The organism is Pseudomonas sp. LB3P25, from assembly GCF_054897985.1.
The window spans coordinates 6,073,333-6,098,882 of sequence record NZ_CM142711.1 but is presented as its reverse complement, the minus strand read 5'-3'; the positions used below and the strand labels follow the sequence as shown (position 1 = coordinate 6,098,882).

The following is a 25,550-nucleotide window of genomic DNA, read 5'->3' as shown; positions in this document are numbered from 1 at the left end:
ATAGTTCATTATGTCGGCGACTCAAAATTACGGCACTGGCCGTCGCAAGACCGCAACCGCACGCGTTTTCCTGCGTCCGGGTACTGGTAACATCTCCATCAACAACCGCACCCTGGAAAATTTCTTCGGCCGCGAAACTGCCCGCATGGTAGTTCGTCAGCCGCTGGAACTGACTGAGACTGTCGAGAAATTCGACATCTACGTCACCGTGATCGGTGGTGGTGTAAGTGGTCAAGCTGGCGCAATCCGCCACGGTATCACTCGCGCACTGATGCAGTACGACGAAACCCTGCGTGGCGCTCTGCGCAAAGCTGGCTTCGTTACTCGCGATGCACGTGAAGTTGAACGTAAGAAAGTTGGTCTGCGTAAAGCGCGTAAGCGTCCGCAGTACTCGAAGCGTTAATTCGCTTTTACGTTCAAAAAGAACGCCCAGTTTCCTCGCGAAGCTGGGCGTTTTTTTATGGGCGCGATTTATCAAAGAATTGCTCTGTGACAACTTGCCACAGCGGTAGAAGCCCTATACTGCAAGGCTTGGCAGTGGAGCCCCTCGGTAATTACCTTGTCAGAATTGGGGCTTTTCATTACCATTCGGCAAAATTTTTATAAGTTCAGATTTTTACTTAGTAGATGCCTGATTTAACAGGCCACAAAGCTGATGGGAGAGGACTGAATGAGCAATGACGGCGTGAATGCAGGCCGGCGTCGCTTCTTGGTAGCAGCCACATCCGTGGTGGGTGCTGCAGGAGCGGTGGGGGCTGCGGTCCCGTTCGTGGGGTCATGGTTTCCCAGTGCCAAGGCGAAAGCCGCAGGTGCACCGGTGAAGGTGAATGTCAGCAAAATCGAGCCAGGCCAGCAGATGATTGCTGAGTGGCGCGGTCAGCCGGTGTTCATTGTCCGCCGAACCGCGGAAATCCTGGGGAATCTGAAAAAGATCGAGGGCCAGCTGTCTGACCCGACCTCCAAGAACTCGACACAACCGACCTACGTCGACCCCGAAACGCGTTCGATCAAGCCAGAGGTTCTGCTGCTGATCGGTATCTGCACGCACCTGGGTTGCTCGCCGACCTTCCGTCCAGAAGTGGCACCTGCGGATCTGGGCAAGGACTGGGTAGGTGGTTATTTCTGCCCTTGCCACGGTTCCCACTACGATCTGGCTGGCCGCGTCTACAAGTCGCAACCTGCGCCTTTGAACCTGCCAGTTCCCCCGCATTCCTATGAGACCGATGACATCATTGTCATTGGCGTCGATACGGAGAAAGCGTGATGAGCAAGTTCATGGATTGGGTTGATGCGCGCTTTCCCGCGACTAAAATGTGGGAAGACCATCTCAGCAAGTACTACGCCCCGAAGAACTTCAACTTCTTCTATTTCTTTGGCTCCCTGGCACTGCTCGTTCTGGTCAACCAGATCGTTACCGGTGTCTGGCTGACCATGAGCTACAACCCGTCGGCGGAAGAAGCGTTTGCTTCCGTCGAATACATCATGCGCGACGTCGAGTACGGCTCGATCCTGCGTCTGCTGCACTCCACCGGCGCTTCGGCGTTCTTCATCGTGGTCTATCTGCACATGTTCCGTGGCTTGCTCTACGGTTCGTACCAGAAGCCGCGTGAGCTGGTGTGGGTCTTCGGCATGCTGATCTATCTGGCGCTGATGGCTGAAGCCTTCATGGGTTACCTGCTGCCGTGGGGTCAGATGTCCTACTGGGGTGCCCAGGTGATCATCTCGCTGTTCGGTGCGATCCCGGTCATCGGCAACGATCTGACTCAGTGGATCCGTGGTGACTACCTGATTTCCGGTATCACCCTGAACCGCTTCTTCGCCCTGCACGTTGTGGCCTTGCCGATCGTGATCCTCGGTCTGGTGGTGCTGCACGTTCTGGCGCTGCACGAAGTCGGGTCGAACAACCCGGACGGCGTGGACATCAAGAAACACAAAGACGAAAACGGCGTACCCCTGGACGGCATTGCCTTCCACCCGTACTACACCGTGAAAGATATCGTCGGCGTGGTGGTGTTCCTGTTCATCTTCTGCTCGATCGTGTTCTTCTTCCCGGAAATGGGCGGCTATTTCCTCGAGAAACCGAACTTTGAAGTGGCGAACGCCTTCAAGACCCCAGAGCACATCGCTCCGGTCTGGTACTTCACTCCGTTCTACGCGATTCTGCGGGCGATTCCGGACAAGCTCCTGGGCGTTGTTGCCATGGGCGCCTCGATTGCCTTGCTGTTCGTTCTGCCCTGGCTTGATCGCAGTCCGGTCAAGTCCATGCGCTACAAGGGTTGGCTGAGCAGGATCTGGCTCTGGGTGTTCTGCATCTCGTTCGTGATTCTTGGCTGGCTGGGTGTCATGGCGCCTACCCCTGAGCGTACGTTGCTGTCGCAGGTCTGTACCTTCCTGTACTTCGCCTACTTCATTCTGATGCCGTTCTACACCAGGCTCGAGAAGACCAAACCGGTTCCGGAAAGGGTGACTGGCTGATGAAAAAGCTATTTGCTGTACTGATTCTTGCTGCTTTGCCTGTGTTGTCCTTCGCGGCCGAACACGGTGGTCCTGAGCTCGAAAAGGTCGACATTGACGTTTCCGACAAGGCTGCCATGCAGGATGGCGCGCGTACATTCGCCAACTACTGCATGGGCTGTCACAGCGCCAAGTTCCAGCGTTACGAGCGTGTCGCCGATGACTTGGGCATTCCGCACGACCTGATGCTCTCGAAGCTGGTGTTCACCGGCGCCAAGATCGGCGACCACATGAGCGTCGGCATGCAGCCGGCTGACGCCAAGACCTGGTTCGGTGCGGCGCCGCCCGACCTGACCCTGGTCGCCCGTGTTCGTGGCACTGACTGGCTCTACGGTTACCTGAAGTCTTTCTACGAAGACCCATCGCGTCCTTGGGGCGTGAACAACAAGGTGTTCCCGAACGTCGGGATGCCTAACGTTCTGGTCGGCCTGCAGGGTCGTCAGGTGGTAGGCTGTAAACAAGTTCAAATCGTCGATGACGGCAAGAAGCAATACGATCCGCTGACCGGCACGGCTTTGACTCATGAAGCCTGCGACCAGCTGACCATACTGCCGAAAACCGGCACGCTGAACGAAGAGCAGTTCGACGAGAAGGTCAAGAATCTGGTGACCTTCCTGGCCTACTCGGCCAACCCGGTGAAGCTGCAGCATCAGCGCATCGGTACCTATGTGTTGCTGTACCTGGCGTTCTTCTTCGTATTCGCATACTTGCTTAAACGTGAATACTGGAAAGACGTCCATTGATAATGCTGTAAAATTGCTGTCAATCGCGCGCGCCCAAGGGCGTCTCTGAAGGTGTAACGAGCCTGGTGATCCAGGCGTTACGGGAGGCGCCCTCTGGGCGCGCGTGTTTTTCCGTTTCCGATAATTTCAACAAGCGAGGAGGACCGCCATGGGCGTGACCAATCGGTTGGCCTGTTACTCCGACCCCGCCGACCACTATTCCCACCGAGTGCGTATCGTACTTGCAGAGAAGGGTGTCAGCGCCGAGATCATTTACGTGGAAGCTGGTCGCCAGCCGCCTAAACTGATTGAAGTGAACCCTTACGGCAGCTTGCCAACCCTGGTCGATCGTGACCTGGCGTTGTGGGAGTCGACCGTGGTGATGGAATATCTGGATGAGCGTTACCCGCACCCGCCTTTACTGCCGGTTTATCCAGTGGCGCGTGCCAACAGCCGTCTGCTGATTCATCGTATTCAGCGTGACTGGTGTGGCCTGGTGGATCTGATCCTGGATTCGCGCAGCAAGGAAGCGGCCCGTGTCGTGGCTCGTAAAGAGCTGCGCGAAAGCCTGACCGGCGTGTCGCCGTTGTTCGCCGACAAGCCGTTTTTCCTCAGTGAGGAACAAAGCCTGGTGGATTGCTGCCTATTGCCAATACTCTGGCGATTGCCAATTCTGGGTATAGAACTGCCGCGGCCTGCCAAGCCGCTGCTTGATTACATGGAGCGCTCGTTTGCGCGTGAGGCTTTCCAGGCGAGTCTGTCTGGTGTCGAACGCGATATGCGCTAAGGCTTAAGGAGCCGCTATGAACTCCAGTCGACCTTATCTGGTCCGCGCGCTCTACGAGTGGATTGTGGACAACGATTGCACCCCGCACATGCTGGTCAATTCCGAGTATCCGTCGGTGCAGGTGCCTCAGGGTTTTGCCAGTGACGGACAGATTGTCCTGAACGTGTCGCCGGCAGCCGTGCGCCATCTGCACATGGACAACGAGGCGGTCAGCTTCGAAGGGCGCTTCGGTGGCGTGCCGCACACACTGTACGTGCCTATCGCATCGATCCTGGGTATTTACGCCCGGGAGAACGGTCAGGGCATGGTGTTCGATCTGGAATCGCCTATGGAAGACGAGGAAGAGATCGAGCCGGATGACGATATTCCGCCACCCGACAGTGAGCCGCCGCGTCCCAGCGGTCGACCCAGCTTGAAAGTGGTGAAGTAATAAAAAAGGCGATCCGAAAGGATCGCCTTTTTTATTACTTCACCACTTTCAAGCGTAGGAGCTGTCGAGTGAAACGAGGCTGCGATCTTTTGATTTTGCTTTTAAAAGATCAAAAGATCGCAGCCTCGTTTCACTCGACAGCTCCTACAGGTCGAAGGCGATCCAAGGATGCCATCGCCAGTAAGTGGGTGTCAGTCGATGTATTCAAACAGCTTCACGATCTTCTGCACGCCGGAAACGCCTTGCACCAGGTTGGTGGCTTGGGCTGCTTCCTGCTTGGTCAGCAGGCCCAGCAGGTAGACGATGCCGTTTTCAGTGACGACCTTGATGCGCGAGCCCGGAATGTTCGGGTCGGTGAGCATCTGGGTTTTGATCTTGGAGGTCAGCCAGGTGTCGTTCTGGCGGGCAAGGAAGCCGGAAGGTGGCAGGACTTGCAGTTCGTTGTGGACTGTCTTCACGCGCTGTACAGCCGCAGCGGCCTGTTCGGCCTTGGCCTTGAGGTCGGCACGCGGGGTTTGTCCGGCGAGCAGCACGACGCCATTGAAACTGGTGACGACGATGTGCGAGTCGTTGTCCAGGGCTGGATCGGCCTTGGCGATGTTCACGCCGACCTTGGTGTCGATCAGAGAGTCGTCGATCTTGCTGCCGAAGGTGCGGGTGCCGCGGTCATCTTCAATCGGTGCTTCACGGCTGGCGTTAACCACCGAGGTGCAGCCGCTGATGCCGAGGCACAGGGTCAAGGCCAGAAGGCCTAGGCGATTAGGGGTCATTCTTCACTCCCGAACAGTTGGCTGTCGATCAAATCGCAAAGGCAATGGATCGCCAGCAGGTGGACTTCCTGAATACGTGCGGTGACGTTGGCCGGTACGCGAATCTCGACGTCCTCGGGCAATAGCAGCGACGCCATGCCGCCGCCATCGCGACCGGTCAATGCTACGACAATCATTTCGCGATCATGTGCGGCCTGGATCGCTTGAATAATGTTCGCCGAGTTGCCGCTGGTGGAAATCGCCAGCAATACGTCTCCCGGCTGGCCAAGGGCGCGGATCTGTTTGGAGAAGATTTCGTTGTAGCTGTAGTCGTTGGCGATCGAGGTGATCGTCGAGCTGTCGGTGGTCAGCGCGATGGCCGGCAGGCTCGGACGTTCGCGCTCGAAGCGGTTGAGCAGCTCGGACGAGAAGTGCTGGGCATCACCGGCGGAGCCGCCGTTGCCGCAGGAGAGCATTTTGCCTTCGTTGAGCAGGGCGTTGACCATCACCTGGCTGGCTTGCTCGATGTGCGGTGCAAGTACGTCCATCGCCATTTGCTTGGTATCGATACTGGCCTGAAAAAGCTGGCGAATTCGGGATTGCATGTCCATCTGTGTGACCTTAATTAGCGCGGCTACTCGGCACATGAATGTGCAGCCCGCAAAGCAAAGAGCAAAAGTGTTGGGTGAAAGTGTCCGGTTCGGGGCGTACGCGATCAGCTGTCGAAGGCATTCTGCAGCCAGTTCAACTGATCGAGGTTGCTGTCGATGGCAACCACGTCGAAACGGCAAGGGGAATTGGCCCAACGCGACTCGCGCTGAAGAAAATACTGCGCGGCAACTATCAGTTTCTGCCGTTTGCGCTCATCAATGCTATCGAGCGCGCCACCCCATTGAGTGTTTTTTCTGTAGCGGACTTCAACGAATACTACTGTATCGCCATCAAGCATGACCAGATCAAGCTCGCCGCGTTTACACAACCAGTTCTGCGCCAGCAGGCGCAGACCTTGTTGTTGAAGATGCTCGAGCGCATGGCGCTCGGCATCTTTACCGCTTTGCTGGCGTGACCTGTCGGGCATCAGCGCGGGGTATCCGGCAGGCGTTGAACCTGACCATTGACGAACTGTGCCCACGGCAACTGACGCACGACACGTTGGTTCTGAGTCATGCCCAGGCTGCCTGATTGACCTTCGATGCGGCTGTCCGGCAAGGCCTTGAGTTGCCCCAGGCGTGGTGCCAGGCGATAGGCGTCAACACCCATCGCGTACAGGCGGCCCAGGCTGCCAGCAGCTTGTGGCCATTGAGCGGTTACTTGCTTGCGCAGTGGATCGTTGGCCTCCAGCAACCATGGGGTTTCGCAGAAGCGAATGCCGTTCATGTCGTTGTACTGATTCACGTCGCCGCTGGCGCTGAACACGTGGGAGGTGGCGTAAACCGGCACGTCACCGGCGTACTGGAAGTTCAGCGTCGGCTTGATCTGCTGGGCTTGCTGGGGTGTTGTGGCCAGGAAGATGAACTCGATGTCCTGGCGGCGCGAAGGCTGGGCGGCTACCTGCGCGCCAACGGTGCTTTGCAAGGTCTTGGCACGACCTTCGCTCTGACGCAGCTGGAACATGTCGGCAATCTGTTGGGCCAGTTGAACCGGTTGGTCGACGCGTTCGGTAGCGACAATGCTGCCACCGTTAGCCTGCCAATCCTGGCTGAATGCTCTCATGACGCGATCGCCCCATTCGCCTTTCGGCACCATGATGGCTGCGCGATGCAGGCCATCGGCGCGAGCGCGACGCGACACTTCGCGAGCTTCGTCTTCGGCCGCAAGACCGAACTGGAACAGCTGGGCCGGACCTTGTTCGCCTTCGCTGTAGTTCAGCGCCAGGGTGGTGATCGGCAGTTGCGGGCGAGCGCTGAGCTGTTTGACCAGCGGCTTCTCCAGCGGACCGACGACCAACTGCACGCCATCGGCTTGGGCCTTGCGGTAGAACTCGTCCATCGAAGTGAGTTTCGAGCTGTCATAGAACTCGATGGCTGGCGGCTTCTGCCCGGCTTGTTGGGCCTGGTAGTGAGCGGCCATGAAACCTTCGCGCAGTGCTTTGCCGACCGACGCCAACGGGCCGTCTTGTGGCAGCAGCAGGGCGATTTTGCTCAGGGGCTGGCTGGCCAGTTCCTTGAGTTTGGTCAGTGGCAACGGCAGTTGAATGGCGGCCGGGTGTTTAGGATTCTGGGCGCGCCAGTTGTCGATCGCCGCTTGCTGTTGTTCCACGGTGCCGGCACTTTTCACTGCCTGCGCCAGGCCCATCCAGCCGCCGAGGTCATCGGAGGTGTTTGGCTGCAATTGGTCGGTCGGCAGCGAAGCGATCAGGGTCCAGATCGCTTCGTGGTTTTTGCTGGCGGCTTCACCTTCAAGCATTGGCGCGATGAAGATGCGCTCGCGTGCGGCGGCCAGCGTCTGGCCATCGGCTTCAAGGGCGCGGGCATGGACAGTGCCGGTGCGAACCTGTTGCTCAACCGGCAGTTCGCTCAGGCGTTGCAGGCTCGGATGACTCAAGGCAGTCAGTGCCGCTTTGGGCTGATTGCGAACCATGGCCAGTTCAGCCGCCAGGGTGCTGGCGAAAACCTGCTGGCCAGGCTTGAGTGTTTCGACGGGAACTTGTTGCAGGATTTGCGCGGACTGGCCGGCATTCCCCTGGCGATAGGCCAGGTCTGCCGCACTCAGGCGCAACAGCGAGGCTTTTTCCGGGTCTTTGCTTTGGGCTGCCTGTGCGAGCAATTGCTCGATACTGGCATCCGGGGTCCGTGGAAGTTCGCCAAGGCTGGAGGAGGGCGAGCTGGCGCAAGCCGCCAGCAAGGCAGCGAGGCAGAGGGCAGTGAACAGCCGCAGGCAAGCGATCATGTAGTGTTCCTGATACTCGATCAAATTAGCGTGGAATTGTACCCAAGCACTGGCCGGGGCGCGATGTTACTGGTGTGAATCGATCAATTTAGCTCGTGCAAATGTTGCGGCACTGTACAAAAGGCTGCAAAACCGAGGGTTGCTTGCGCGTATCGCGAACGTCACGACGCGCTACAATGGCGGCTTTTACCGATTACGAGGTGTGCGCTTTGACTGCTCCAGGTGCTTTGAATTCCGCTGCTGGCTCGCTTTATGTGGTGGCGACGCCCATCGGCAACCTGGACGACATCAGTGCACGTGCGCTGAAGATCCTGCGCGAGGTCGCCCTGATCGCCGCCGAGGATACCCGCCACTCCCAGCGATTGATGCAGCATTTCGGCATTCCTACACCGCTGGCGGCTTGCCATGAGCACAATGAGCGGGATGAAGGTAGCCGCTTTATCACCCGCTTGCTCGCCGGCGACGATGTGGCGCTGATTTCCGATGCCGGCACGCCGTTGATTTCCGATCCGGGTTATCACCTCGTGCGTCAGGCTCGGGCTGCGGGAATCAATGTGGTGCCGGTTCCGGGTGCCTGCGCGTTGATCGCGGCGTTGTCGGCGGCGGGGTTGCCGTCGGACCGTTTCATCTTCGAAGGCTTCCTGCCGGCCAAGGCTGTCGGTCGACGCGCCCGTCTTGAGTTGGTAAAGGAAGAACCGCGCACGCTGATTTTTTATGAGGCGCCACACCGCATCCTTGAATGTCTGCAAGACATGGAACTGGTGTTCGGTGGGGAGCGCCCGGCTTTGCTGGCCCGTGAAATCACTAAAACCTTTGAAACCCTTAAGGGTTTGCCGCTGGCCGAGTTGCGCGAGTTCGTCGAGTCAGACAGCAATCAGCAGCGCGGTGAGTGCGTGGTGTTGGTGGCGGGTTGGTCTGCCCCCGAGACCGAGGACGCCGTCAGCAGTGAAGCGATGCGCATTCTGAATCTGTTGCTTGAAGAAATGCCGCTCAAGCGTGCCGCGGCGTTGGCGGCGCAAATTACCGGCGAGCGCAAGAACGTGCTCTATCAGGTCGCGCTGGATAAACAGAAGGGCGAGTAAAAACCGACGTGCAGGCGTGGCCCAAGGCGTTTAGCGCTTGTCCTTCGGCCGCTCTGCCGTTAATCTTCGCGGCGGAGAGTCGATCGGACAGTCGCTGCCCTCTATGAAAATTAGGGGGGGGAGGAAAGTCCGGGCTCCATAGGGCGAAGTGCCAGGTAATGCCTGGGAGGCGTGAGCCTACGGAAAGTGCCACAGAAAATAACCGCCTAAGCGCTTCGGCGCCGGTAAGGGTGAAAAGGTGCGGTAAGAGCGCACCGCACGTCTGGCAACAGTTCGTGGCTAGGTAAACCCCACTTGGAGCAAGACCAAATAGGGTCCCAAGGCGTGGCCCGCGCTGGGACCGGGTAGGTTGCTAAAGATGTCCAGTGATGGCCATCGTAGACGAATGACTGTTCAAGACAGAACCCGGCTTACAGATCGACTCTCCACCTTTTTCCCCCTCCCTGCTTTAATCATTGAGCAGGGCATCTGTAGTAGCAATTTCCCTCCTTACAGAATCAACAGCAGAAGCACTTTCCTAATACCGAAAAAATCTTACTCTTAACAAATTACTTTAACTTTCGAACGCAGCCTTCTGTGCTGATTCAAGTTATTGAGCAGGATGACACGTCAGATTCTCGCTACCCCTCCTTTTACACTCCTAAATCTCAGTTCTGTAAGGGTTTTCCTTTAATCCGCGCCTTGACGGTGCGGTGGCCGCATTCCTATAGTGTGCGCAAGTGGCGGAAAGTGGCATGAAGTGGGTTTTTTGAGCTCAAAACGCTAATATTTGGAGAAACGCTGACGTGTTTCGCGGAGCTAACGCTATCAGTCTCGACGCAAAGGGCCGTCTCGCTATGCCGAGCCGGTACCGTGACGAGCTCGTTTCGCGTAGTTCCGGTCAGTTAATCGTCACAATCGATGCCGTTGATCCGTGTTTGTGTGTTTACCCCCTCGATGAGTGGGAAATTATTGAAACCAAACTGCGTGCACTGCCTTCGCTTCGCGAAGAGAACCGCCGCCTGCAACGTTTACTGATTGGTAATGCCGTCGACCTCGAGCTCGATGGCAGTGGTCGTTTTCTGGTTCCGCCGCGTCTTCGTGAATATGCCAAGTTGGATAAGCGCGCGATGTTGGTAGGCCAACTGAACAAGTTCCAATTGTGGGACGAGGATGCCTGGGATGCGGTTTCTGCCGCTGACCTGGCTGCTATTCAACAACCGGGCGCCATGCCTGATGAACTGCGTGATTTGATCCTGTGACTATTGATAGCGGCTTTAACCACATCACCGTACTGCTTGACGAAGCCGTGGAGGCTCTCGCCGTACGTCCTGATGGCTGCTATCTGGACGGTACGTTCGGGCGCGGTGGGCACAGTCGGTTGATCTTGAGCCAACTCGGCCCGGATGGTCGGGTGCTCGGATTCGATAAAGATCCTCAAGCGATTGCCACCGGGCAAACGCTAGCGGCCGAAGACGGCCGCTTTGTCGTTGTACAGCGCAGCTTCGCCGAGCTCGGTTCGGAAGTCGCCGAACGTGGTCTGGCCGGCAAGGTCAGCGGCGTTTTGCTCGACCTCGGCGTGTCCTCGCCGCAGCTCGACGACCCTGAGCGCGGCTTCAGTTTCCTCAATGATGGCCCGCTGGACATGCGCATGGACCCGTCCCGCGGGATCAGTGCTGCCGAATTCGTCAACACCGCCCCGGTGGAAGAAATCGCCCGGGTGTTCAAGCAATACGGTGAAGAACGTTTCTCCGGCCGCATGGCCCGTGCCGTGGCCGAGCGTCGCGACATCAAGCCGTTCGAGCGCACTGCCGATCTGGCTGAAGTCCTGAAAGTCGCCAACCCTGCATGGGAAAAGGGCAAGAACCCGGCGACCCGTGCGTTCCAGGGTTTGCGTATTCACGTCAACAACGAACTGGGTGATCTGGAAACCGGCCTCGAAGCCGCGCTGGAATGCCTGGAAATCGGCGGTCGTCTGGTGGTCATCAGCTTCCACTCGCTGGAAGACCGCATCGTCAAACTGTTCATGCGCAAACTGGTGAAAGGCGAAGCCGACAACCTGCCGCGCAACCTGCCGGTACGTCACGTCGCCTTCGAACCCATCATCAAAATCCATGGCAAAGCACAGTCCGCCTCCGAGGCCGAACTCAAAGCCAACCCACGCTCCCGTAGCGCTGTCATGCGCGTCGCGGAGAAGCTGCGGTGAGCAAGCTTTTCGCCAAGCCACTTCCCGGCGGAAGCTTTTTCATGCTGCTGCTGTTTGTTGGCGTGCTCGTGTCGGCCATCGGCGTTTCCTACAGCGCCCACTGGAACCGTCAACTGCTGAACTCGCTGTACAACGAGTTGAGCGTGCGCGATAAGGCGCAAGCAGAGTGGGGCCGTTTGATTCTTGAACAGAGCACCTGGACCGCTCACAGCCGTATCGAAGTCCTGGCAACCGAGCAATTGAAGATGCGCATTCCTGGCGCAGCTGAAGTGCAGATGGTGGCGCCATGATGAAACTCGAGGGCGCACTCTTTCCGTGGCGGTTCCGCCTGGTGCTGGGTTTGCTCGGTGTCATGGTCGTGGCTATTTGCTGGCGTATCATCGACCTGCAAGTCGTCGACCGTGCCTTCCTTAAAGGTCAGGGCGATGCGCGCAGCGTTCGTCATATTCCGATTCCGGCTCACCGTGGTCTGATCACTGACCGTAACGGCGAGCCTTTGGCCGTCAGTACTCCGGTCACCACCCTGTGGGCCAACGCCAAGGAAATGCAGCTGGCCAAAGAGAAGTGGCCTGCGCTGGCGGCCGCTCTGGGCCAAGACCCTAAAGCCCTGGCCGAACGTCTCGAGGCTCAAGCCAATAAAGAATTCATCTACCTGGTGCGCGGGCTGACCCCCGAGCAGGGCCAGTCCGTGCTCGACCTGAAAGTGCCGGGCGTTTATGGCATTGAAGAGTTTCGGCGTTTCTACCCGGCCGGTGAAGTCACCGCCCACATGGTCGGTTTCACCGACATCGATGACCACGGTCGTGAAGGTGTCGAGTTGGCCTACGACGAATGGCTGGCCGGGGTCGCCGGCAAGCGACAGGTGATCAAGGATCGGCGCGGCCGACTTATCAAGGATGTCCAGGTCACCAAAAACGCCAAGGCCGGAAAGCCCTTGGCGTTGTCCATTGACCTGCGTCTGCAATACCTGGCCAACCGTGAGCTGCGTAACGCGATCATCGAGAACGGCGCCAAGGCCGGCAGCCTGGTGATCATGGACGTGAAGTCCGGCGAGATCCTCGCCATGGTCAACCAGCCGACCTACAACCCGAACAACCGTCGCAACCTGCAACCGGCGATGATGCGTAACCGCGCGATGATCGACGTGTTCGAACCGGGTTCGACGATGAAAGCGATCTCCATGAGCGCCGCCATTGAAACCGGTCGCTGGAAGCCGAGCGACACTGTCGAGGTGTATCCGGGCTCCTTGCAGATTGGTAAGTACACCATCAAGGACGTATCGAAGACCGAAGGGCCGGTGCTGGACCTGACCGGCATTCTGATCAATTCCAGTAACGTCGGCATGAGTAAGGTCGCCTTCGATATCGGCGGCGAAACCATTTTTCGTCTGGCGCAAAAAGTCGGCCTCGGCCAGGACACCGGCCTGGGCTTCCCGGGCGAGCGCGTCGGCAACCTGCCGAACTACCGCGAATGGCGCAAGGCTGAAACCGCCACGCTGTCCTACGGCTACGGTATTTCCGTGACCGCGATCCAGTTGGTCCACGCCTTCTCGGCTCTGGCCAACAACGGTCGTCTCGCGCCGTTGACCCTGATCAAAACGGACAAACCACCGCAAACCACACAGGTATTGCCGGAGGCGGTCGCGAAAACCATGCAAGGCATGCTGACACAAGTGATCGAAGCCCCGCGCGGTGTGTTCCGTGCGCAGGTGCCGGCGTATCACGTGGCAGGCAAGTCGGGTACTGCGCGTAAGACATCTGTGGGCGCCAAAGGCTATGCCGAGAACTCCTACCGTTCGCTGTTCGCAGGCTTCGGCCCGATGAGCGATCCGCGTTACGCCATCGTGGTGGTGATTGATGAGCCAACCAAGGCCGGTTACTTCGGTGGTCTGGTATCGGCGCCGGTGTTCAGCAAAGTGATGTCCGGAACCTTGCGTCTGATGAACATCACACCGGACAACCTGCCACCTACTCAACAAGCGAACGCAGCACCGGTCGTTCCGCTGAAAGCCAATGGAGGGCGCGGCTGATGTCTCTGAGTCTGAACAAGATTTTCGCCCACGCCGGCCGCGATCTGTTGATCCGCGAACTGACCCTGGACAGCCGCAACGTGCGGGCTGGCGACTTGTTTCTCGCCGTCCCTGGCGGTAAGTTCGACGGTCGCGCGCACATTGCCGACGCCCTGCAACGCGGCGCTGCCGCTGTGGCGTATGAAGTCGAAGGCGCGACCGTATTGCCGATTACCGATGTGCCGCTGATTCCGGTCAAAGGCCTGGCGGCGCAGCTGTCGGACATCGCCGGGCGTTTTTACGGCGACCCGAGCCGCCACCTGAATCTGGTGGGTGTAACCGGCACCAACGGCAAAACCAGCGTGACGCAGTTGGTTGCGCAAGCATTGGATTTGCTCGGCCAACACTGCGGCATCGTCGGCACGTTGGGCACCGGTTTTTACGGCGCGCTCGAAAGCGGCCTGCACACCACGCCGAACCCGATCGCCGTGCAAGCGACCCTCGCTGACCTGAAAAAGGCTGGCGCCAAAGCGGTCGCCATGGAAGTCTCGTCTCACGGTCTGGATCAGGGACGCGTGACCGCACTGGCGTTCGATGTGGCGGTGATGACCAACCTGTCTCGCGATCACCTGGATTATCACGGCACCATGCAAGCCTACGGTGAAGCCAAGGCCAAGCTGTTTGCCTGGAATGATTTGAAGTGCCAAGTGGTCAACCTCGACGATGATTTCGGCCGCCGACTGGCTGCGGACAAACGTGAATCTCGCCTGATCACCTACAGCCTGGAAGACGCCAGCGCCTACCTGTATTGCCGTGAAGCGCAGTTCGATGACGAAGGCGTGCGCGCCACGTTAGTCACACCGCAGGGTGAGCATCACTTGCGCAGCACCTTGCTCGGTCGTTTCAACCTGAGCAACGTGCTGGCCGCTGTCGGCGCCTTGCTGGGTCTGGACTACGCGCTGGACGAAATCCTCAACGTCCTGCCAAAACTCGAAGGCCCGGCCGGACGCATGCAACGCCTCGGCGGCGGTACTCAGCCGCTGGTGGTGGTCGATTACGCCCACACACCGGATGCACTGGAAAAAGTCTTGATGGCCCTGCGTCCACATGCGAAAGGCCGTTTGCTGTGCCTGTTCGGTTGCGGTGGTGATCGCGATCGCGGCAAGCGTCCGTTGATGGCCGAAGTGGTCGAGCGTCTGGCTGACGGCGTGCTGGTGACCGATGACAACCCGCGCACCGAAGACCCGGCAGTGATCTTCGACGACATCCGTGCCGGTTTTACCGCTGTGGATAAAGTCACCTTCGTCGCTGGCCGTGGCCAGGCGATTGCCCAATTGATCGCCAGCGCTTCGGCGGATGACGTGATTGTCCTGGCCGGTAAAGGTCACGAGGACTATCAGGAAATCAACGGCCAGCGTCACGACTTCTCCGATCTGGTCGAGGCCGATCATGCCCTGACCGCGTGGGAGGTGGCCCATGCTTAAAGCCCTGACACTGAGCGAACTGACCGGCGCGCTGAATGCTCGCTTGGTTGCTGCCGATGCCCGCTTCGACGGCGTCAGCATCGACAGCCGCGCGATCAAGCCAGGCCAACTCTTTATTGCCCTGACCGGCCCGCGCTTCGATGGTCATGACTATCTCAATGACGTTGCCGCAAAAGGCGCCGTAGCGGCATTGGTCGAGCGCGAAGTCGCCGACAGCGCGCTGCCGCAATTGCTGGTGAAAGATACTCGTCAGGCCCTCGGTCAACTGGGCGCGCTGAACCGTGCTGCTTATACCCACCCGGTTGCGGCCATCACCGGTTCCAGCGGCAAGACCACGGTCAAGGAAATGCTCGCCAGCATCCTGCGCACGCGCGGTCCGGTGTTGGCGACCCGTGGCAACCTGAACAATGACCTCGGTGTGCCGCTGACCTTGCTTGAACTCGCGCCGGAACACACCGCCGCAGTCATCGAGCTCGGTGCTTCGCGTCTCGGCGAAATTGCCTACACCGTCGGCATGACCAAGCCTCATGTGGCCGTGCTCAACAACGCAGGGACCGCCCATGTTGGCGAGTTCGGCGGACCGGAAAAAATCGTTGAAGCCAAGGGCGAGATTATTGAAGGGCTGGATGCCGATGGCGTCGCCGTTCTCAATCTTGACGACAAGGCGTTCGACATCTGGAAGACCCGCGCTGGCGGTCGCAAAGTGCTGACCTTCGCCTTGAGCAATGTCAGCGCCGATTTCTACGCCAGCGATCTGGACCGCGACGCTCGCGGTTGCCCGGCGTTCGACCTGCACAGTCCTGAAGGTGTGGAGCGCGTTCAACTGAACCTGCTCGGCACTCATAACGTTGCCAATGCCATGGCCGCCGCCGCAGCCGCCCATGCGCTGGGCGTGTCGCTGTTCGGCATCGCCACCGGTCTTGGCGCGGTGCAACCGGTCAAGGGTCGCACCGTCGCGCAACTGGCCACCAATGGCATGCGCGTGATTGATGACACCTACAACGCGAACCCCACCTCTATGTGCGCCGCCGTTGATATACTCGCCGGCTTTTCCGGCCGCACCGTTCTGGTGCTCGGGGATATCGGCGAGTTGGGCGACTGGGCGGAGCAGGGGCACCGCGACGTGGGCGAGTACGCCCGTGGCAGGGTTTCCGCGCTTTACGCTGTCGGGCCAATGATGGCTCACGCCGTGAACGCTTTCGGCGAGCAGGCCTATCACTTCACCACTCAGGCTGAACTGATCAAGGCCCTCGGCGCCGAGCAAGACACAAACACCACCATTTTGATCAAGGGCTCGCGCAGCGCTGCGATGGAAAACATCGTCGCCGCTTTGTGCGGGACCAGCCTGGAGAAACATTAATGCTGCTGCTGCTAGCGGAGTATCTGCAACAGTTCTACAAAGGCTTCGCGGTCTTTCAGTACCTGACCCTGCGCGGGATTCTCGGTGTGCTGACCGCGCTGGTTTTGTCGCTGTGCTATGGCCCGTGGATGATCCGCACTTTGCAGAACCGTCAGATCGGTCAATCCGTTCGTAACGACGGTCCACAATCGCACCTGTCCAAATCCGGCACCCCTACCATGGGCGGCGCGCTGATTCTTTCATCCATCGGCGTCAGCACTTTGCTGTGGGCTGACCTGACCAACCGTTATGTATGGACCGTGCTGCTGGTGACCTTGTTGTTCGGGGCCATCGGTTGGGTCGACGATTACCGCAAAGTGATCGAGAAGAACTCCCGTGGCTTGCCGAGCCGCTGGAAGTACTTCTGGCAATCGGTGTTCGGCCTCGGTGCAGCGATCTTCCTTTATAAGACCGCAGCGACGCCGGTGGAAACCACCCTGATCCTGCCGATGCTCAAGGACCACAGCATTGCGCTGGGCGCAGGTTTCATCGTCCTGACTTACTTCGTGATCGTCGGCTCGAGCAACGCGGTCAACCTGACCGACGGCCTCGACGGTCTGGCGATCATGCCCACCGTCATGGTCGGTGGCGGGTTGGGCATCTTCTGCTACCTGTCGGGTAACGTGAAATTCGCTGAATACCTGCTGATTCCGTATGTACCGGGCGCAGGCGAGCTGATCGTGTTCTGCGGCGCCTTGATCGGTGCGGGCCTCGGGTTTCTCTGGTTCAACACCTATCCGGCACAAGTCTTCATGGGCGACGTCGGCGCACTGGCGCTGGGCGCGGCCCTGGGCACCATTGCGGTGATCGTCCGTCAGGAAATCGTCCTGTTCATCATGGGCGGCGTGTTCGTGATGGAGACCCTGTCAGTCGTTATTCAGGTTGCGTCCTTTAAGCTCACCGGTCGCCGTGTGTTCCGCATGGCACCGATTCACCACCACTTTGAACTCAAGGGCTGGCCCGAGCCACGCGTGATCGTCCGTTTCTGGATCATCACCGTGATTCTCGTGCTGGTTGGCCTTGCCACCCTGAAGCTGAGGTAGAACGAGTGTCTCTGATCGCTTCTGACCACTTCCGCATCGTTGTCGGCCTCGGCAAGAGCGGCATGTCCCTGGTTCGCTTCCTGGCGAACCGGGGCACGTCGTTTGCTGTCGCCGATACGCGGGAAAATCCACCGGAACTGGCCACGCTCAAGCGTGACTATCCGCACGTGGAAGTGCGTTGTGGCGAGCTGGACGTCGAATTCCTGTGCCGCGCCGATGAGCTCTACGTGAGCCCCGGCCTGGCCCTGGCGACCCCGGCCCTGCAGGCCGCCGCCGCCCGTGGTGTGAAATTGTCCGGTGACATCGAGCTGTTCGCGCGTAACGCGAAGGCGCCGATTGTCGCCATCAGCGGTTCTAACGCGAAAAGCACCGTCACCACGCTGGTGGGCGAGATGGCAGCAGCGGCCGGCAAGCGTGTCGCCGTTGGCGGCAACCTTGGTACGCCGGCGCTGGACCTGCTCAGCGACGACGTCGAGCTGTACGTGATGGAACTGTCGAGCTTCCAGCTCGAAACCACCGATCAACTCAACGCCGAAGTGGCGACCGTACTCAACGTCAGCGAAGACCACATGGACCGCTACAGCGGTCTGCCGGCCTATCACTTGGCCAAGCACCGGATCTTCCGGGGTGCCAGGCAGTTTGTGGTCAACCGTCAGGATGCCCTGAGCCGTCCGCTGATGGGCGAAGGTCAGCCGTGCTGGACTTTCGGTTTGAGCAAACCTGATTTCAAGGCCTTTGGTATCCGCGAAGAGGACGGCGAGAAATACCTGGCCTTCGAATTCCAGAACCTGATGCCGGTGCGCGAGTTGAAAATTCGCGGCGCCCATAACCAGTCCAACGCCCTGGCGGCATTGGCCCTGGGCCACGCGGCCGGCCTGCCGTTTGACGCCATGCTGTCGAGCCTGCGCACCTTCGCCGGGCTTGAGCATCGCTGCCAGTGGGTCCGTGACCTGAATGGCGTGAGCTACTACAACGATTCCAAAGCCACCAACGTCGGCGCCGCTTTGGCCGCCATCGAAGGCCTGGGTGCAGACATCGACGGCAAGGTCGTGCTGATCGCCGGTGGCGACGGCAAGGGTGCCGAGTTCAAGGATCTGCGTGATCCGGTGACGGCCAACTGCCGCGCCGTGATCCTGATGGGCCGCGACTCTGACAAGATCGGTGAGGCCATTGGCGACGCCGTGCCGCTGATCCGCGTCGGTTCGCTGGTCGAAGCGGTGGAGCAATGCCGCGTCGCTGCGCAACCGGGCGACGTGGTGCTGTTGTCGCCGGCTTGCGCCAGTTTCGACATGTTCAAGAATTACGAAGACCGTGGTCACCAGTTCGTCCGCGCTGTGGAGGATCTGGCATGAGCCTGAGAAACATCATCAAGCCGTATCCTTCGCCACTTATCACCGGGCGCGGTATCGACCTCGATTTCCCTATGCTCGCCGGCTGCCTGGCATTGCTCGGCCTCGGGCTGGTCATGATTGCATCGGCATCGACCGAAGTGGCGGCCGTGCAGTCGGGCAGCGCCCTGTATTACATGATTCGCCACCTTATCTACATTGTGCTGGGCCTGGGTGCCTGCATCGTCACCATGATGATTCCGATCGCCACCTGGCAACGCCTGGGCTGGCTGATGCTGATTGGCGCGTTCGGTTTGCTGGTGATGGTGATCATCCCGGGGATCGGCCGTGAAGTGAACGGTTCGATGCGCTGGATCGGCTTCAGTTTCTTCAACGTTCAGCCGTCGGAAATCGCCAAGGTATTTGTCGTTATTTACCTTGCGGGTTACCTGGTGCGTCGTCAGAAAGAAGTGCGCGAAAGCTGGATGGGCTTCTTCAAGCCGTTCATCGTTCTGCTGCCGATGGCGGGTCTGTTGCTGATGGAACCGGACTTCGGTGCCACCGTCGTGATGATGGGGGCGGCTGCGGCGATGCTGTTCCTCGGCGGGGTCGGGCTGTTCCGTTTTTCCCTGATGGTTATCCTCGCCGTCGCGGCGGTGGTGTTGTTGATTCAAGTGCAGCCTTACCGTATGGCGCGCTTGACCAACTTTGCGGATCCGTGGGCTGACCAGTTCGGTGCCGGTTATCAGTTGTCTCAAGCGTTGATCGCTTTTGGTCGCGGCGAATGGCTGGGCGTTGGCCTGGGCAACAGTGTGCAGAAACAGTTCTACCTGCCGGAAGCTCACACCGACTTCGTGTTCTCTGTCCTGGCCGAAGAACTGGGTGCCGTGGGTTCGTTGTGCACGGTGGCGCTGTTCGTCTTTGTCTGTATTCGTGGCATGTACATCGGTTATTGGGCCGAGAAGGCCAAACAGTTCTTTGCCGCCTACATCGCGTACGGCCTGTCGTTCCTGTGGATTGGTCAGTTCCTGATCAACATCGGGGTGAACGTCGGTCTGCTGCCAACCAAAGGTCTGACCTTGCCATTCCTCAGTTATGGCGGCAGTTCGTTGGTGATCTGCTGTGCCTGTCTCGGCTTGTTGCTGCGCATCGAATGGGAAAGTCGAACCCACTTGGGCAGTGAAGAGATGGAGTTCCATGAAAGCGACTTCGCCGAGGAGCCGACCCATGGGCGCTAACGTATTGATCATGGCGGGCGGCACCGGTGGCCACGTGTTTCCGGCGCTGGCGTGTGCCCGTGAATTCCAGGCCCGTGGTTACACCGTGCATTGGCTCGGGACACCGCGTGGCATCGAGAACGATCTGGTCCCGGTGGCCGGCATCGAACTGCATCGGATCAATGCCAGCGGTCTGCGTGGCAAGGGCAAGCTGTCCCTGCTCAAGGCACCGTTCATGTTGCTCAAGTCGATCTGGCAGGCGCGGGCGATCATTCGTCAGCTGCGGCCGGTGTGTGTTGTCGGTTTTGGTGGTTATGTGACCGGTCCTGGTGGTGTTGCAGCCAAACTGGCCGGTGTGCCGGTGATCGTTCACGAGCAGAACGCCGTGGCCGGTACCGCCAATCGGTTGCTGGTGCCGTTGGCCGCCCGAGTCTGTGAAGCGTTCCCCGACACCTTTACCCTGTCGGGCAGCCGTCGGACCACCGGTAACCCGGTGCGCACCGAGCTGTTCCTCGAAACACCGCGACAGGCTCTGGCCGGTCGCAAGGCGCGTTTGCTGATCCTGGGCGGAAGCCTGGGTGCAGAACCGTTGAACAAGTTGCTGCCTGAAGCCCTGTCGCACGTCGCTCCCGACCTGCGCCCGGAAGTGTTTCATCAGGCTGGCAAAAACCACGATGAAGTGACTGCAGAGCGCTATCGCGCGGCTGGCGTCGAGGCGCAAGTGCAGCCTTTCATCAAAGACATGGCCCAAGCCTATGGCTGGGCCGACCTGGTGGTGTGCCGCGCAGGCGCGCTGACCATCAGTGAACTGGCCGCCGCCGGTCTGCCCTCGATGCTGGTGCCTTTGCCCCACGCGATCGACGATCACCAGACCCGCAACGCCGATTATTTGGCCCGTGAAGGCGCTGCCTTCCTGATGCCGCAAAGAACGACTGGCGCAGCGGATCTTGCCGCACGCCTGACAGAGGTCCTGATGCAACCACAACGACTCACCGACATGGCCACCGCGGCACGCCGCCTGGCCAAACCCGATGCAACCCGTAACGTGGTCGATACCTGCCTGGAGGTGGCCCATGGTTGAGAATCAGAAAGCCATGCCGCAACCGGAAATGCGCCGCATCCGTCGCATCCACTTCGTCGGGATCGGCGGTGTGGGCATGTGCGGCATCGCCGAAGTGTTGCTGAACCTGGGCTATGAAGTGTCCGGTTCCGACCTGAAAGCTTCGCCGGTCACCGAGCGTCTCGAGTCCTTCGGTGCCCAGATCTTTATCGGCCACCGTGCCGAAAACACCGCGAACGCCGATGTACTGGTCACCTCCAGTGCCGTGAACACGTCCAATCCGGAAGTCGCCACCGCCCTGGAACGCCGCATTCCGGTGGTGCCTCGCGCTGAAATGCTGGCTGAGCTGATGCGCTACCGCCACGGCATTGCCGTCGCCGGTACCCATGGCAAAACCACCACCACCAGCCTGATCGCTTCGGTGTTTGCCGCAGGTGGGCTCGACCCGACATTCGTCATTGGTGGCCGTCTGAATGCCGCGGGCACCAATGCCCAGCTCGGCACCAGCCGTTACCTGATCGCTGAAGCTGACGAAAGCGACGCCAGCTTCCTGCACCTGCAGCCGCTGGTGGCCGTGGTCACCAACATCGACGCCGACCACATGGCGACCTACGACGGTGACTTCAACAAACTGAAGAAAACCTTCGTCGAATTCCTGCACAACCTGCCGTTCTACGGTCTGGCGGTGGTGTGCCTGGACGATCCGGTGGTGCGTGAAATCCTGCCACAGGTGAAACGTCCGACCGTCACTTACGGCTTTGGCGACGACTGCGATGTACGCGCAATCAATGTGCGTCAGCAGGGCATGCAGACCTTCTTCACCGTGCTGCGTCCTGATCGCGATCCGCTGGATGTCTCGGTGAACATGCCGGGTAACCATAACGTGTTGAACGCACTGGCAACCATCTGCATCGCCACTGACGAGGGCGTCAGCGATGAAGCCATCGTCCAGGGCCTGTCCGGGTTCCAGGGTGTCGGCCGACGCTTCCAGGTCTACGGCGAACTGCCGGTAGAAGGCGGAAATGTGATGCTGGTCGACGACTACGGTCACCACCCGACCGAAGTCGCCGCGGTCATCAAAGCCGTGCGCGGTGGCTGGCCGGAACGCCGTCTGGTGATGGTCTACCAGCCGCACCGTTACAGCCGGACCCGCGACCTGTACGACGATTTCGTCAATGTACTGGCCGACGCCAACGTCCTGCTGCTGATGGAAGTCTATCCGGCCGGTGAAGAACCGATCCCGGGCGCCGACAGCCGCAAGCTGTGCAACAGCATCCGTCAGCGCGGTCAGCTCGACCCGATCTACATCGAGCGCGGTGTCGACCTCGCGCCGATCGTCAAGCCGCTGCTGCGTGCCGGCGACATCCTGCTGTGCCAGGGCGCCGGTGACATCGGTGGTCTCGCACCGAAATTGTTGAAAAGTCCGTTGTTCGCTGGCGCCGTTGCTGCGCCGAGTGTGGGGAAGTTGAAATGACTGCTGCTTACGCCAACCTCGTCTCCACTATTGCGCCGAAAGATTTCGGCCGCGTCGCCGTGCTCTTTGGCGGCAAGAGTGCCGAGCGTGAGGTTTCTCTCAAGTCGGGTAACGCGGTTCTCGACGCGCTGCTAAGCGCCGGTGTGGACGCGTTTGGTCTCGACGTGGGCGATGACCTGTTGCAGCGTCTGCTGAACGAAAAAATCGATCGCGCCTTCATCATTCTTCACGGCCGTGGCGGTGAAGACGGCAGCATGCAGGGCCTGCTCGAATGCCTGGGTATTCCATACACCGGCAGCGGCATTCTTGCTTCCGCGCTGGCCATGGACAAGCTGCGGACCAAACAGGTCTGGCACAGCCTGGGTATTCCGACGCCACGCCATGCCGTACTGAGCTCTGAGGCCGATTGTATTTCCGCGGCGACGGAACTGGGCTTCCCTTTGATCGTCAAACCGGCCCATGAAGGTTCAAGTATCGGGATGGCCAAAGTGTCTTCAGCTCTTGAGTTGATCGACGCGTGGAAAGCGGCCAGTACCTACGATTCGCAAGTGTTGGTCGAGCAATGGATTCAAGGTCCGGAGTTCACCATCGCCACCCTGCGTGACCAGGTGTTGCCACCGATTGCCCTGGGCACGACGCACAGCTTCTACGACTACGACGCCAAGTACGTGGCTTCCGATACTCAGTACCGGATTCCGTGTGGCCTGGACAGCAGCAAAGAAAAAGAACTGATGGACCTCACGGCGAAAGCCTGTGAGGCGCTGGGTATCGCCGGTTGGGGCAGGGCTGACGTGATGCAGGACGCCGACGGGCAGTTCTGGTTCCTGGAAGTCAATACCGCACCGGGCATGACCGATCACAGTCTGGTGCCGATGGCAGCCCGTGCTGCCGGTCTGGATTTCCAGCAATTGGTTCTGGCGATTCTGGCCGCCAGCATTAGCAGCAATAACGAGCCGCGAGGTTAAGACCATGCAAGGCGCTCAGCTGAGACATCAGCCCTCCGCACCACCCGGCCGCAAGCCGGTGCCGCGGGGTGCCAGCCGAATGGTGGCCAAAGAGCCGATGTCTGCGCGCCTGCCGAAAGCCAATTTTGGTTTTCTGAAAAGCCTGTTCTGGCCCGTACTGCTGGTTGCACTGGGTTTCGGTACATACGAAGGCGCACAGCGATTGCTGCCGTACGCCGACCGGCCGATCACCAAGATCAACGTGCAGGGCGACTTGAGTTACATCAGCCAGCAAGCGGTGCAGCAGCGGATCGCGCCGTACGTGGCGTCGAGCTTCTTCACCATTGACCTGGAGAGCATGCGCACCGAGCTTGAAACGATGCCATGGATTGCCCACGCCGAAGTGCGTCGGGTGTGGCCGGATCAAGTGGTGATCCGCCTGGAAGAACAACTGCCGGTGGCCCGTTGGGGCGATGAGTCGCTGTTGAACAACCAGGGTCAGGCGTTCACCCCGCGTGAGCTGGCGAACTACGAACACTTGCCACAGCTGTTCGGCCCACAACGGGCCCAACAGCAAGTGATGCAGCAATACCAGGTGCTGAGCCAGATGCTCAGGCCGTTGGGCTTCTCGATTGCACGCCTGGAGTTGCGTGAACGAGGCAGCTGGTTTCTGACCACCGGCGCTGGAAGCGCAGGTCCGGGAATCGAACTGCTGCTGGGACGCGGCAACCTGGTGGAAAAGATGCGCCGCTTCATTGCCATCTACGACAAAACGCTTAAAGAACAGATTACGAACATTGCGCGCATCGATCTGCGCTACGCCAACGGCCTCGCTGTTGGCTGGCGGGAACCTGTAGCGCCCACGACAGCCCAACCCGCTGTCGCGAAGAATTAAGAAGAGGCAGGACCATGGCAAACGTGCAAAGCGGCAAAATGATCGTCGGTCTCGATATCGGCACCTCCAAGGTGGTGGCGCTGGTCGGCGAGGTCTCGGACGACGGCACGCTGGAAATCGTCGGGATTGGTACCCATCCGTCCCGTGGCCTGAAGAAAGGCGTGGTGGTGAACATTGAGTCCACCGTGCAATCGATCCAGCGCGCGATCGAAGAGGCGCAGCTGATGGCCGGTTGCCGCATTCACTCGGCGTTCGTCGGCGTGGCTGGCAATCATATCCGCAGCCTGAACTCTCACGGCATCGTGGCGATTCGTGATCGCGAAGTCAGCTCCGCCGACCTCGAGCGCGTTCTCGACGCCGCCCAGGCCGTGGCAATCCCGGCTGACCAGCGCGTGCTGCACACCCTGCCGCAGGATTACGTGATCGATAACCAGGAAGGCGTTCGCGAGCCTCTGGGCATGTCGGGCGTTCGTCTGGAAGCCAAGGTTCACGTGGTCACCTGCGCCGTGAACGCCGCACAGAACATTGAAAAGTGCGTGCGCCGCTGCGGCCTGGAAATCGACGACATCATTCTCGAGCAGCTTGCTTCCGCGTATTCGGTCTTGACCGACGACGAGAAAGAGCTGGGCGTGTGCCTGGTGGACATCGGTGGCGGCACCACCGACATCGCGATCTTCACCGAAGGCGCGATCCGTCACACCGCGGTGATCCCGATTGCGGGCGATCAGGTGACCAACGACATCGCCATGGCGTTGCGCACCCCGACCCAGTACGCCGAAGAAATCAAGATTCGCTACGCCTGCGCCCTGGCCAAGCTGGCCGGTGCCGGTGAAACCATCAAGGTGCCAAGCGTTGGCGACCGTCCACCGCGCGAGCTGTCCCGTCAGGCCCTGGCCGAAGTGGTCGAGCCGCGTTACGACGAGCTGTTCACGCTGATCCAGGCCGAACTGCGTCGCAGCGGCTACGAAGACCTGATCCCGGCCGGCATCGTGCTGACCGGTGGTACGTCGAAAATGGAAGGCGCGGTCGAATTGGCTGAAGAAATCTTCCACATGCCGGTCCGCCTGGGCGTGCCGCATGGCGTCAAGGGCCTGGACGACGTGGTTCGTAACCCGATTTATTCCACAGGCGTTGGCCTGTTGATGTACGGCCTGCAGAAGCAGTCCGACGGGATTTCGTTCTCGGGCATCAGCAGCCGCGACAGCTACAGCAATGAAGAACCGAAAGTCGCCTTGCTCGATCGCTTCAAGAGCTGGGTACAAGGCAACTTCTAAAGATTTACCGCAGCACCGCAGCACCGCTTCAAAAAGCAGTAGGCGAAAAAACTAGAGAATGTAAGG

General features: G+C 59.6%; 25 protein-coding genes and 1 other RNA gene. 22 read left to right on the top strand and 4 right to left on the bottom strand.

Features of this window, described 5'->3' with window-relative positions; all coding sequences use genetic code 11:
* The first annotated feature begins 10 nt into the window (after positions 1-10).
* The 6 genes from rpsI to ACYZTW_RS28025 all read left to right on the top strand — a co-directional run bounded on the left by rpsI (position 11) and on the right by ACYZTW_RS28025 (position 4,453).
* Positions 11-403 (top strand): 30S ribosomal protein S9, encoded by a 393-nt coding sequence (gene rpsI / locus ACYZTW_RS28050; protein WP_003216038.1) that lies wholly within the window; start codon positions 11-13, stop codon positions 401-403.
* Between the two features lie 267 nt (positions 404-670).
* Complete coding sequence (gene petA, locus ACYZTW_RS28045) at positions 671-1,264, top strand: ubiquinol-cytochrome c reductase iron-sulfur subunit (protein WP_033061319.1); 594 nt, start codon at positions 671-673, stop codon at positions 1,262-1,264.
* The gene (locus tag ACYZTW_RS28040; RefSeq protein ID WP_462002655.1) at positions 1,264-2,475 is read left to right on the top strand and encodes a cytochrome b; all 1,212 of its coding nucleotides are present in this window, start codon (positions 1,264-1,266) and stop codon (positions 2,473-2,475) included. Before petA ends, ACYZTW_RS28040 begins: the two co-directional genes overlap by 1 nt.
* Positions 2,475-3,257 carry a cytochrome c1 gene (locus ACYZTW_RS28035; RefSeq protein ID WP_462002654.1) on the top strand — a complete coding sequence of 261 codons (783 nt, stop codon included), beginning with the start codon at positions 2,475-2,477 and terminating at the stop codon, positions 3,255-3,257. Before ACYZTW_RS28040 ends, ACYZTW_RS28035 begins: the two co-directional genes overlap by 1 nt.
* Positions 3,258-3,405: 148 nt before the next feature.
* Positions 3,406-4,023 (top strand): glutathione S-transferase N-terminal domain-containing protein, encoded by a 618-nt coding sequence (locus ACYZTW_RS28030; protein WP_008155978.1) that lies wholly within the window; start codon positions 3,406-3,408, stop codon positions 4,021-4,023.
* A 16-nt stretch (positions 4,024-4,039) separates the two neighbouring features.
* The gene (locus ACYZTW_RS28025; RefSeq protein WP_008155980.1) at positions 4,040-4,453 is read left to right on the top strand and encodes a ClpXP protease specificity-enhancing factor; all 414 of its coding nucleotides are present in this window, start codon (positions 4,040-4,042) and stop codon (positions 4,451-4,453) included.
* 191 nt (positions 4,454-4,644) lie between these two features.
* Here the strand turns inward: ACYZTW_RS28025 and ACYZTW_RS28020 are convergent, their stop codons facing one another.
* From ACYZTW_RS28020 to ACYZTW_RS28005, 4 genes are all read right to left on the bottom strand, one after another.
* Positions 4,645-5,223, bottom strand: coding sequence for a BON domain-containing protein (locus tag ACYZTW_RS28020; protein WP_008147477.1), 579 nt, complete (start codon positions 5,221-5,223; stop codon positions 4,645-4,647).
* A complete protein-coding gene (locus tag ACYZTW_RS28015) occupies positions 5,220-5,813 on the bottom strand; it encodes a phosphoheptose isomerase (protein ID WP_008025961.1) in 594 nt (197 codons plus the stop codon). Before ACYZTW_RS28015 ends, ACYZTW_RS28020 begins: the two co-directional genes overlap by 4 nt.
* A gap of 104 nt (positions 5,814-5,917) precedes the next feature.
* A complete protein-coding gene (locus ACYZTW_RS28010) occupies positions 5,918-6,280 on the bottom strand; it encodes a YraN family protein (RefSeq protein ID WP_282481488.1) in 363 nt (120 codons plus the stop codon).
* A complete protein-coding gene (locus tag ACYZTW_RS28005; RefSeq protein WP_462002653.1) occupies positions 6,280-8,091 on the bottom strand; it encodes a penicillin-binding protein activator in 1,812 nt (603 codons plus the stop codon). The genes ACYZTW_RS28010 and ACYZTW_RS28005 overlap by 1 nt, the downstream gene beginning before the upstream one ends.
* A gap of 176 nt (positions 8,092-8,267) precedes the next feature.
* On the opposite strand from ACYZTW_RS28005, the gene rsmI reads away from it, so the two are divergent.
* From rsmI to ftsA, 16 genes are all read left to right on the top strand, one after another.
* Positions 8,268-9,173 carry a 16S rRNA (cytidine(1402)-2'-O)-methyltransferase gene (gene rsmI, locus ACYZTW_RS28000; protein WP_462002652.1) on the top strand — a complete coding sequence of 302 codons (906 nt, stop codon included), beginning with the start codon at positions 8,268-8,270 and terminating at the stop codon, positions 9,171-9,173.
* A 75-nt stretch (positions 9,174-9,248) separates the two neighbouring features.
* An RNA gene (gene rnpB, locus ACYZTW_RS27995) (RNase P RNA component class A) lies at positions 9,249-9,602 on the top strand.
* Between the two features lie 356 nt (positions 9,603-9,958).
* Positions 9,959-10,414, top strand: a complete 456-nt coding sequence (gene mraZ, locus ACYZTW_RS27990; RefSeq protein WP_008147486.1) for a division/cell wall cluster transcriptional repressor MraZ — start codon at positions 9,959-9,961, stop codon at positions 10,412-10,414.
* Complete coding sequence (gene rsmH, locus ACYZTW_RS27985; RefSeq protein ID WP_462002651.1) at positions 10,411-11,358, top strand: 16S rRNA (cytosine(1402)-N(4))-methyltransferase RsmH; 948 nt, start codon at positions 10,411-10,413, stop codon at positions 11,356-11,358. Before mraZ ends, rsmH begins: the two co-directional genes overlap by 4 nt.
* Positions 11,355-11,648, top strand: a complete 294-nt coding sequence (gene ftsL / locus ACYZTW_RS27980) for a cell division protein FtsL (protein ID WP_030129814.1) — start codon at positions 11,355-11,357, stop codon at positions 11,646-11,648. Before rsmH ends, ftsL begins: the two co-directional genes overlap by 4 nt.
* On the top strand, positions 11,648-13,387 hold the full coding sequence (locus ACYZTW_RS27975; protein ID WP_462005849.1) for a peptidoglycan D,D-transpeptidase FtsI family protein: 1,740 nt from the start codon (positions 11,648-11,650) through the stop codon (positions 13,385-13,387). The genes ftsL and ACYZTW_RS27975 overlap by 1 nt, the downstream gene beginning before the upstream one ends.
* Positions 13,387-14,850 carry a UDP-N-acetylmuramoyl-L-alanyl-D-glutamate--2,6-diaminopimelate ligase gene (locus ACYZTW_RS27970; protein WP_462002650.1) on the top strand — a complete coding sequence of 488 codons (1,464 nt, stop codon included), beginning with the start codon at positions 13,387-13,389 and terminating at the stop codon, positions 14,848-14,850. Before ACYZTW_RS27975 ends, ACYZTW_RS27970 begins: the two co-directional genes overlap by 1 nt.
* Entirely contained in the window at positions 14,843-16,210 is a 1,368-nt protein-coding gene (locus ACYZTW_RS27965; protein WP_462002649.1) for a UDP-N-acetylmuramoyl-tripeptide--D-alanyl-D-alanine ligase, read from the top strand. The genes ACYZTW_RS27970 and ACYZTW_RS27965 overlap by 8 nt, the downstream gene beginning before the upstream one ends.
* A complete protein-coding gene (gene mraY / locus ACYZTW_RS27960; protein WP_123365686.1) occupies positions 16,210-17,292 on the top strand; it encodes a phospho-N-acetylmuramoyl-pentapeptide-transferase in 1,083 nt (360 codons plus the stop codon). The genes ACYZTW_RS27965 and mraY overlap by 1 nt, the downstream gene beginning before the upstream one ends.
* A gap of 5 nt (positions 17,293-17,297) precedes the next feature.
* Entirely contained in the window at positions 17,298-18,644 is a 1,347-nt protein-coding gene (gene murD, locus ACYZTW_RS27955; RefSeq protein ID WP_462002648.1) for a UDP-N-acetylmuramoyl-L-alanine--D-glutamate ligase, read from the top strand.
* Positions 18,641-19,858, top strand: a complete 1,218-nt coding sequence (gene ftsW / locus ACYZTW_RS27950; protein WP_462002647.1) for a putative lipid II flippase FtsW — start codon at positions 18,641-18,643, stop codon at positions 19,856-19,858. The genes murD and ftsW overlap by 4 nt, the downstream gene beginning before the upstream one ends.
* On the top strand, positions 19,848-20,918 hold the full coding sequence (murG, locus tag ACYZTW_RS27945) for an undecaprenyldiphospho-muramoylpentapeptide beta-N-acetylglucosaminyltransferase (RefSeq protein ID WP_462002646.1): 1,071 nt from the start codon (positions 19,848-19,850) through the stop codon (positions 20,916-20,918). The genes ftsW and murG overlap by 11 nt, the downstream gene beginning before the upstream one ends.
* Entirely contained in the window at positions 20,911-22,371 is a 1,461-nt protein-coding gene (gene murC / locus ACYZTW_RS27940) for a UDP-N-acetylmuramate--L-alanine ligase (protein WP_462002645.1), read from the top strand. The genes murG and murC overlap by 8 nt, the downstream gene beginning before the upstream one ends.
* Positions 22,368-23,336, top strand: a complete 969-nt coding sequence (locus ACYZTW_RS27935) for a D-alanine--D-alanine ligase (protein WP_462002644.1) — start codon at positions 22,368-22,370, stop codon at positions 23,334-23,336. The genes murC and ACYZTW_RS27935 overlap by 4 nt, the downstream gene beginning before the upstream one ends.
* A 4-nt stretch (positions 23,337-23,340) precedes the next feature.
* On the top strand, positions 23,341-24,210 hold the full coding sequence (locus tag ACYZTW_RS27930; RefSeq protein ID WP_462002643.1) for a cell division protein FtsQ/DivIB: 870 nt from the start codon (positions 23,341-23,343) through the stop codon (positions 24,208-24,210).
* Between the two features lie 14 nt (positions 24,211-24,224).
* Positions 24,225-25,484 (top strand): cell division protein FtsA, encoded by a 1,260-nt coding sequence (gene ftsA / locus ACYZTW_RS27925; protein ID WP_033061341.1) that lies wholly within the window; start codon positions 24,225-24,227, stop codon positions 25,482-25,484.
* Positions 25,485-25,550 lie beyond the last annotated feature (66 nt).

Excerpts from the sequence above, each read along its gene's own strand:
- ACYZTW_RS27930 (WP_462002643.1), top strand. The coding sequence starts at position 23,341 with ATGCAAGGCGCTCAGCTGAGACATCAGCCCTCCGCACCACCCGGCCGC.
- murC (WP_462002645.1), top strand. The coding sequence starts at position 20,911 with ATGGTTGAGAATCAGAAAGCCATGCCGCAACCGGAAATGCGCCGCATC.
- ftsA (WP_033061341.1), top strand. The coding sequence starts at position 24,225 with ATGGCAAACGTGCAAAGCGGCAAAATGATCGTCGGTCTCGATATCGGC.
- murG (WP_462002646.1), top strand. The coding sequence starts at position 19,848 with ATGGGCGCTAACGTATTGATCATGGCGGGCGGCACCGGTGGCCACGTG.
- petA (WP_033061319.1), top strand. The coding sequence starts at position 671 with ATGAGCAATGACGGCGTGAATGCAGGCCGGCGTCGCTTCTTGGTAGCA.
- ACYZTW_RS27970 (WP_462002650.1), top strand. The coding sequence starts at position 13,387 with ATGTCTCTGAGTCTGAACAAGATTTTCGCCCACGCCGGCCGCGATCTG.
- rpsI (WP_003216038.1), top strand. The coding sequence starts at position 11 with ATGTCGGCGACTCAAAATTACGGCACTGGCCGTCGCAAGACCGCAACC.
- ACYZTW_RS27935 (WP_462002644.1), top strand. The coding sequence starts at position 22,368 with ATGACTGCTGCTTACGCCAACCTCGTCTCCACTATTGCGCCGAAAGAT.
- ACYZTW_RS28040 (WP_462002655.1), top strand. The coding sequence starts at position 1,264 with ATGAGCAAGTTCATGGATTGGGTTGATGCGCGCTTTCCCGCGACTAAA.
- ACYZTW_RS27965 (WP_462002649.1), top strand. The coding sequence starts at position 14,843 with ATGCTTAAAGCCCTGACACTGAGCGAACTGACCGGCGCGCTGAATGCT.
- ACYZTW_RS28035 (WP_462002654.1), top strand. The coding sequence starts at position 2,475 with ATGAAAAAGCTATTTGCTGTACTGATTCTTGCTGCTTTGCCTGTGTTG.
- mraY (WP_123365686.1), top strand. The coding sequence starts at position 16,210 with ATGCTGCTGCTGCTAGCGGAGTATCTGCAACAGTTCTACAAAGGCTTC.
- ACYZTW_RS28020 (WP_008147477.1), bottom strand. The coding sequence starts at position 5,223 with ATGACCCCTAATCGCCTAGGCCTTCTGGCCTTGACCCTGTGCCTCGGC.
- ACYZTW_RS28005 (WP_462002653.1), bottom strand. The coding sequence starts at position 8,091 with ATGATCGCTTGCCTGCGGCTGTTCACTGCCCTCTGCCTCGCTGCCTTG.
- ACYZTW_RS27975 (WP_462005849.1), top strand. The coding sequence starts at position 11,648 with ATGAAACTCGAGGGCGCACTCTTTCCGTGGCGGTTCCGCCTGGTGCTG.
- ACYZTW_RS28025 (WP_008155980.1), top strand. The coding sequence starts at position 4,040 with ATGAACTCCAGTCGACCTTATCTGGTCCGCGCGCTCTACGAGTGGATT.
- ACYZTW_RS28030 (WP_008155978.1), top strand. The coding sequence starts at position 3,406 with ATGGGCGTGACCAATCGGTTGGCCTGTTACTCCGACCCCGCCGACCAC.
- ACYZTW_RS28010 (WP_282481488.1), bottom strand. The coding sequence starts at position 6,280 with ATGCCCGACAGGTCACGCCAGCAAAGCGGTAAAGATGCCGAGCGCCAT.
- rsmI (WP_462002652.1), top strand. The coding sequence starts at position 8,268 with ATGGCGGCTTTTACCGATTACGAGGTGTGCGCTTTGACTGCTCCAGGT.
- ftsW (WP_462002647.1), top strand. The coding sequence starts at position 18,641 with ATGAGCCTGAGAAACATCATCAAGCCGTATCCTTCGCCACTTATCACC.
- ACYZTW_RS28015 (WP_008025961.1), bottom strand. The coding sequence starts at position 5,813 with ATGGACATGCAATCCCGAATTCGCCAGCTTTTTCAGGCCAGTATCGAT.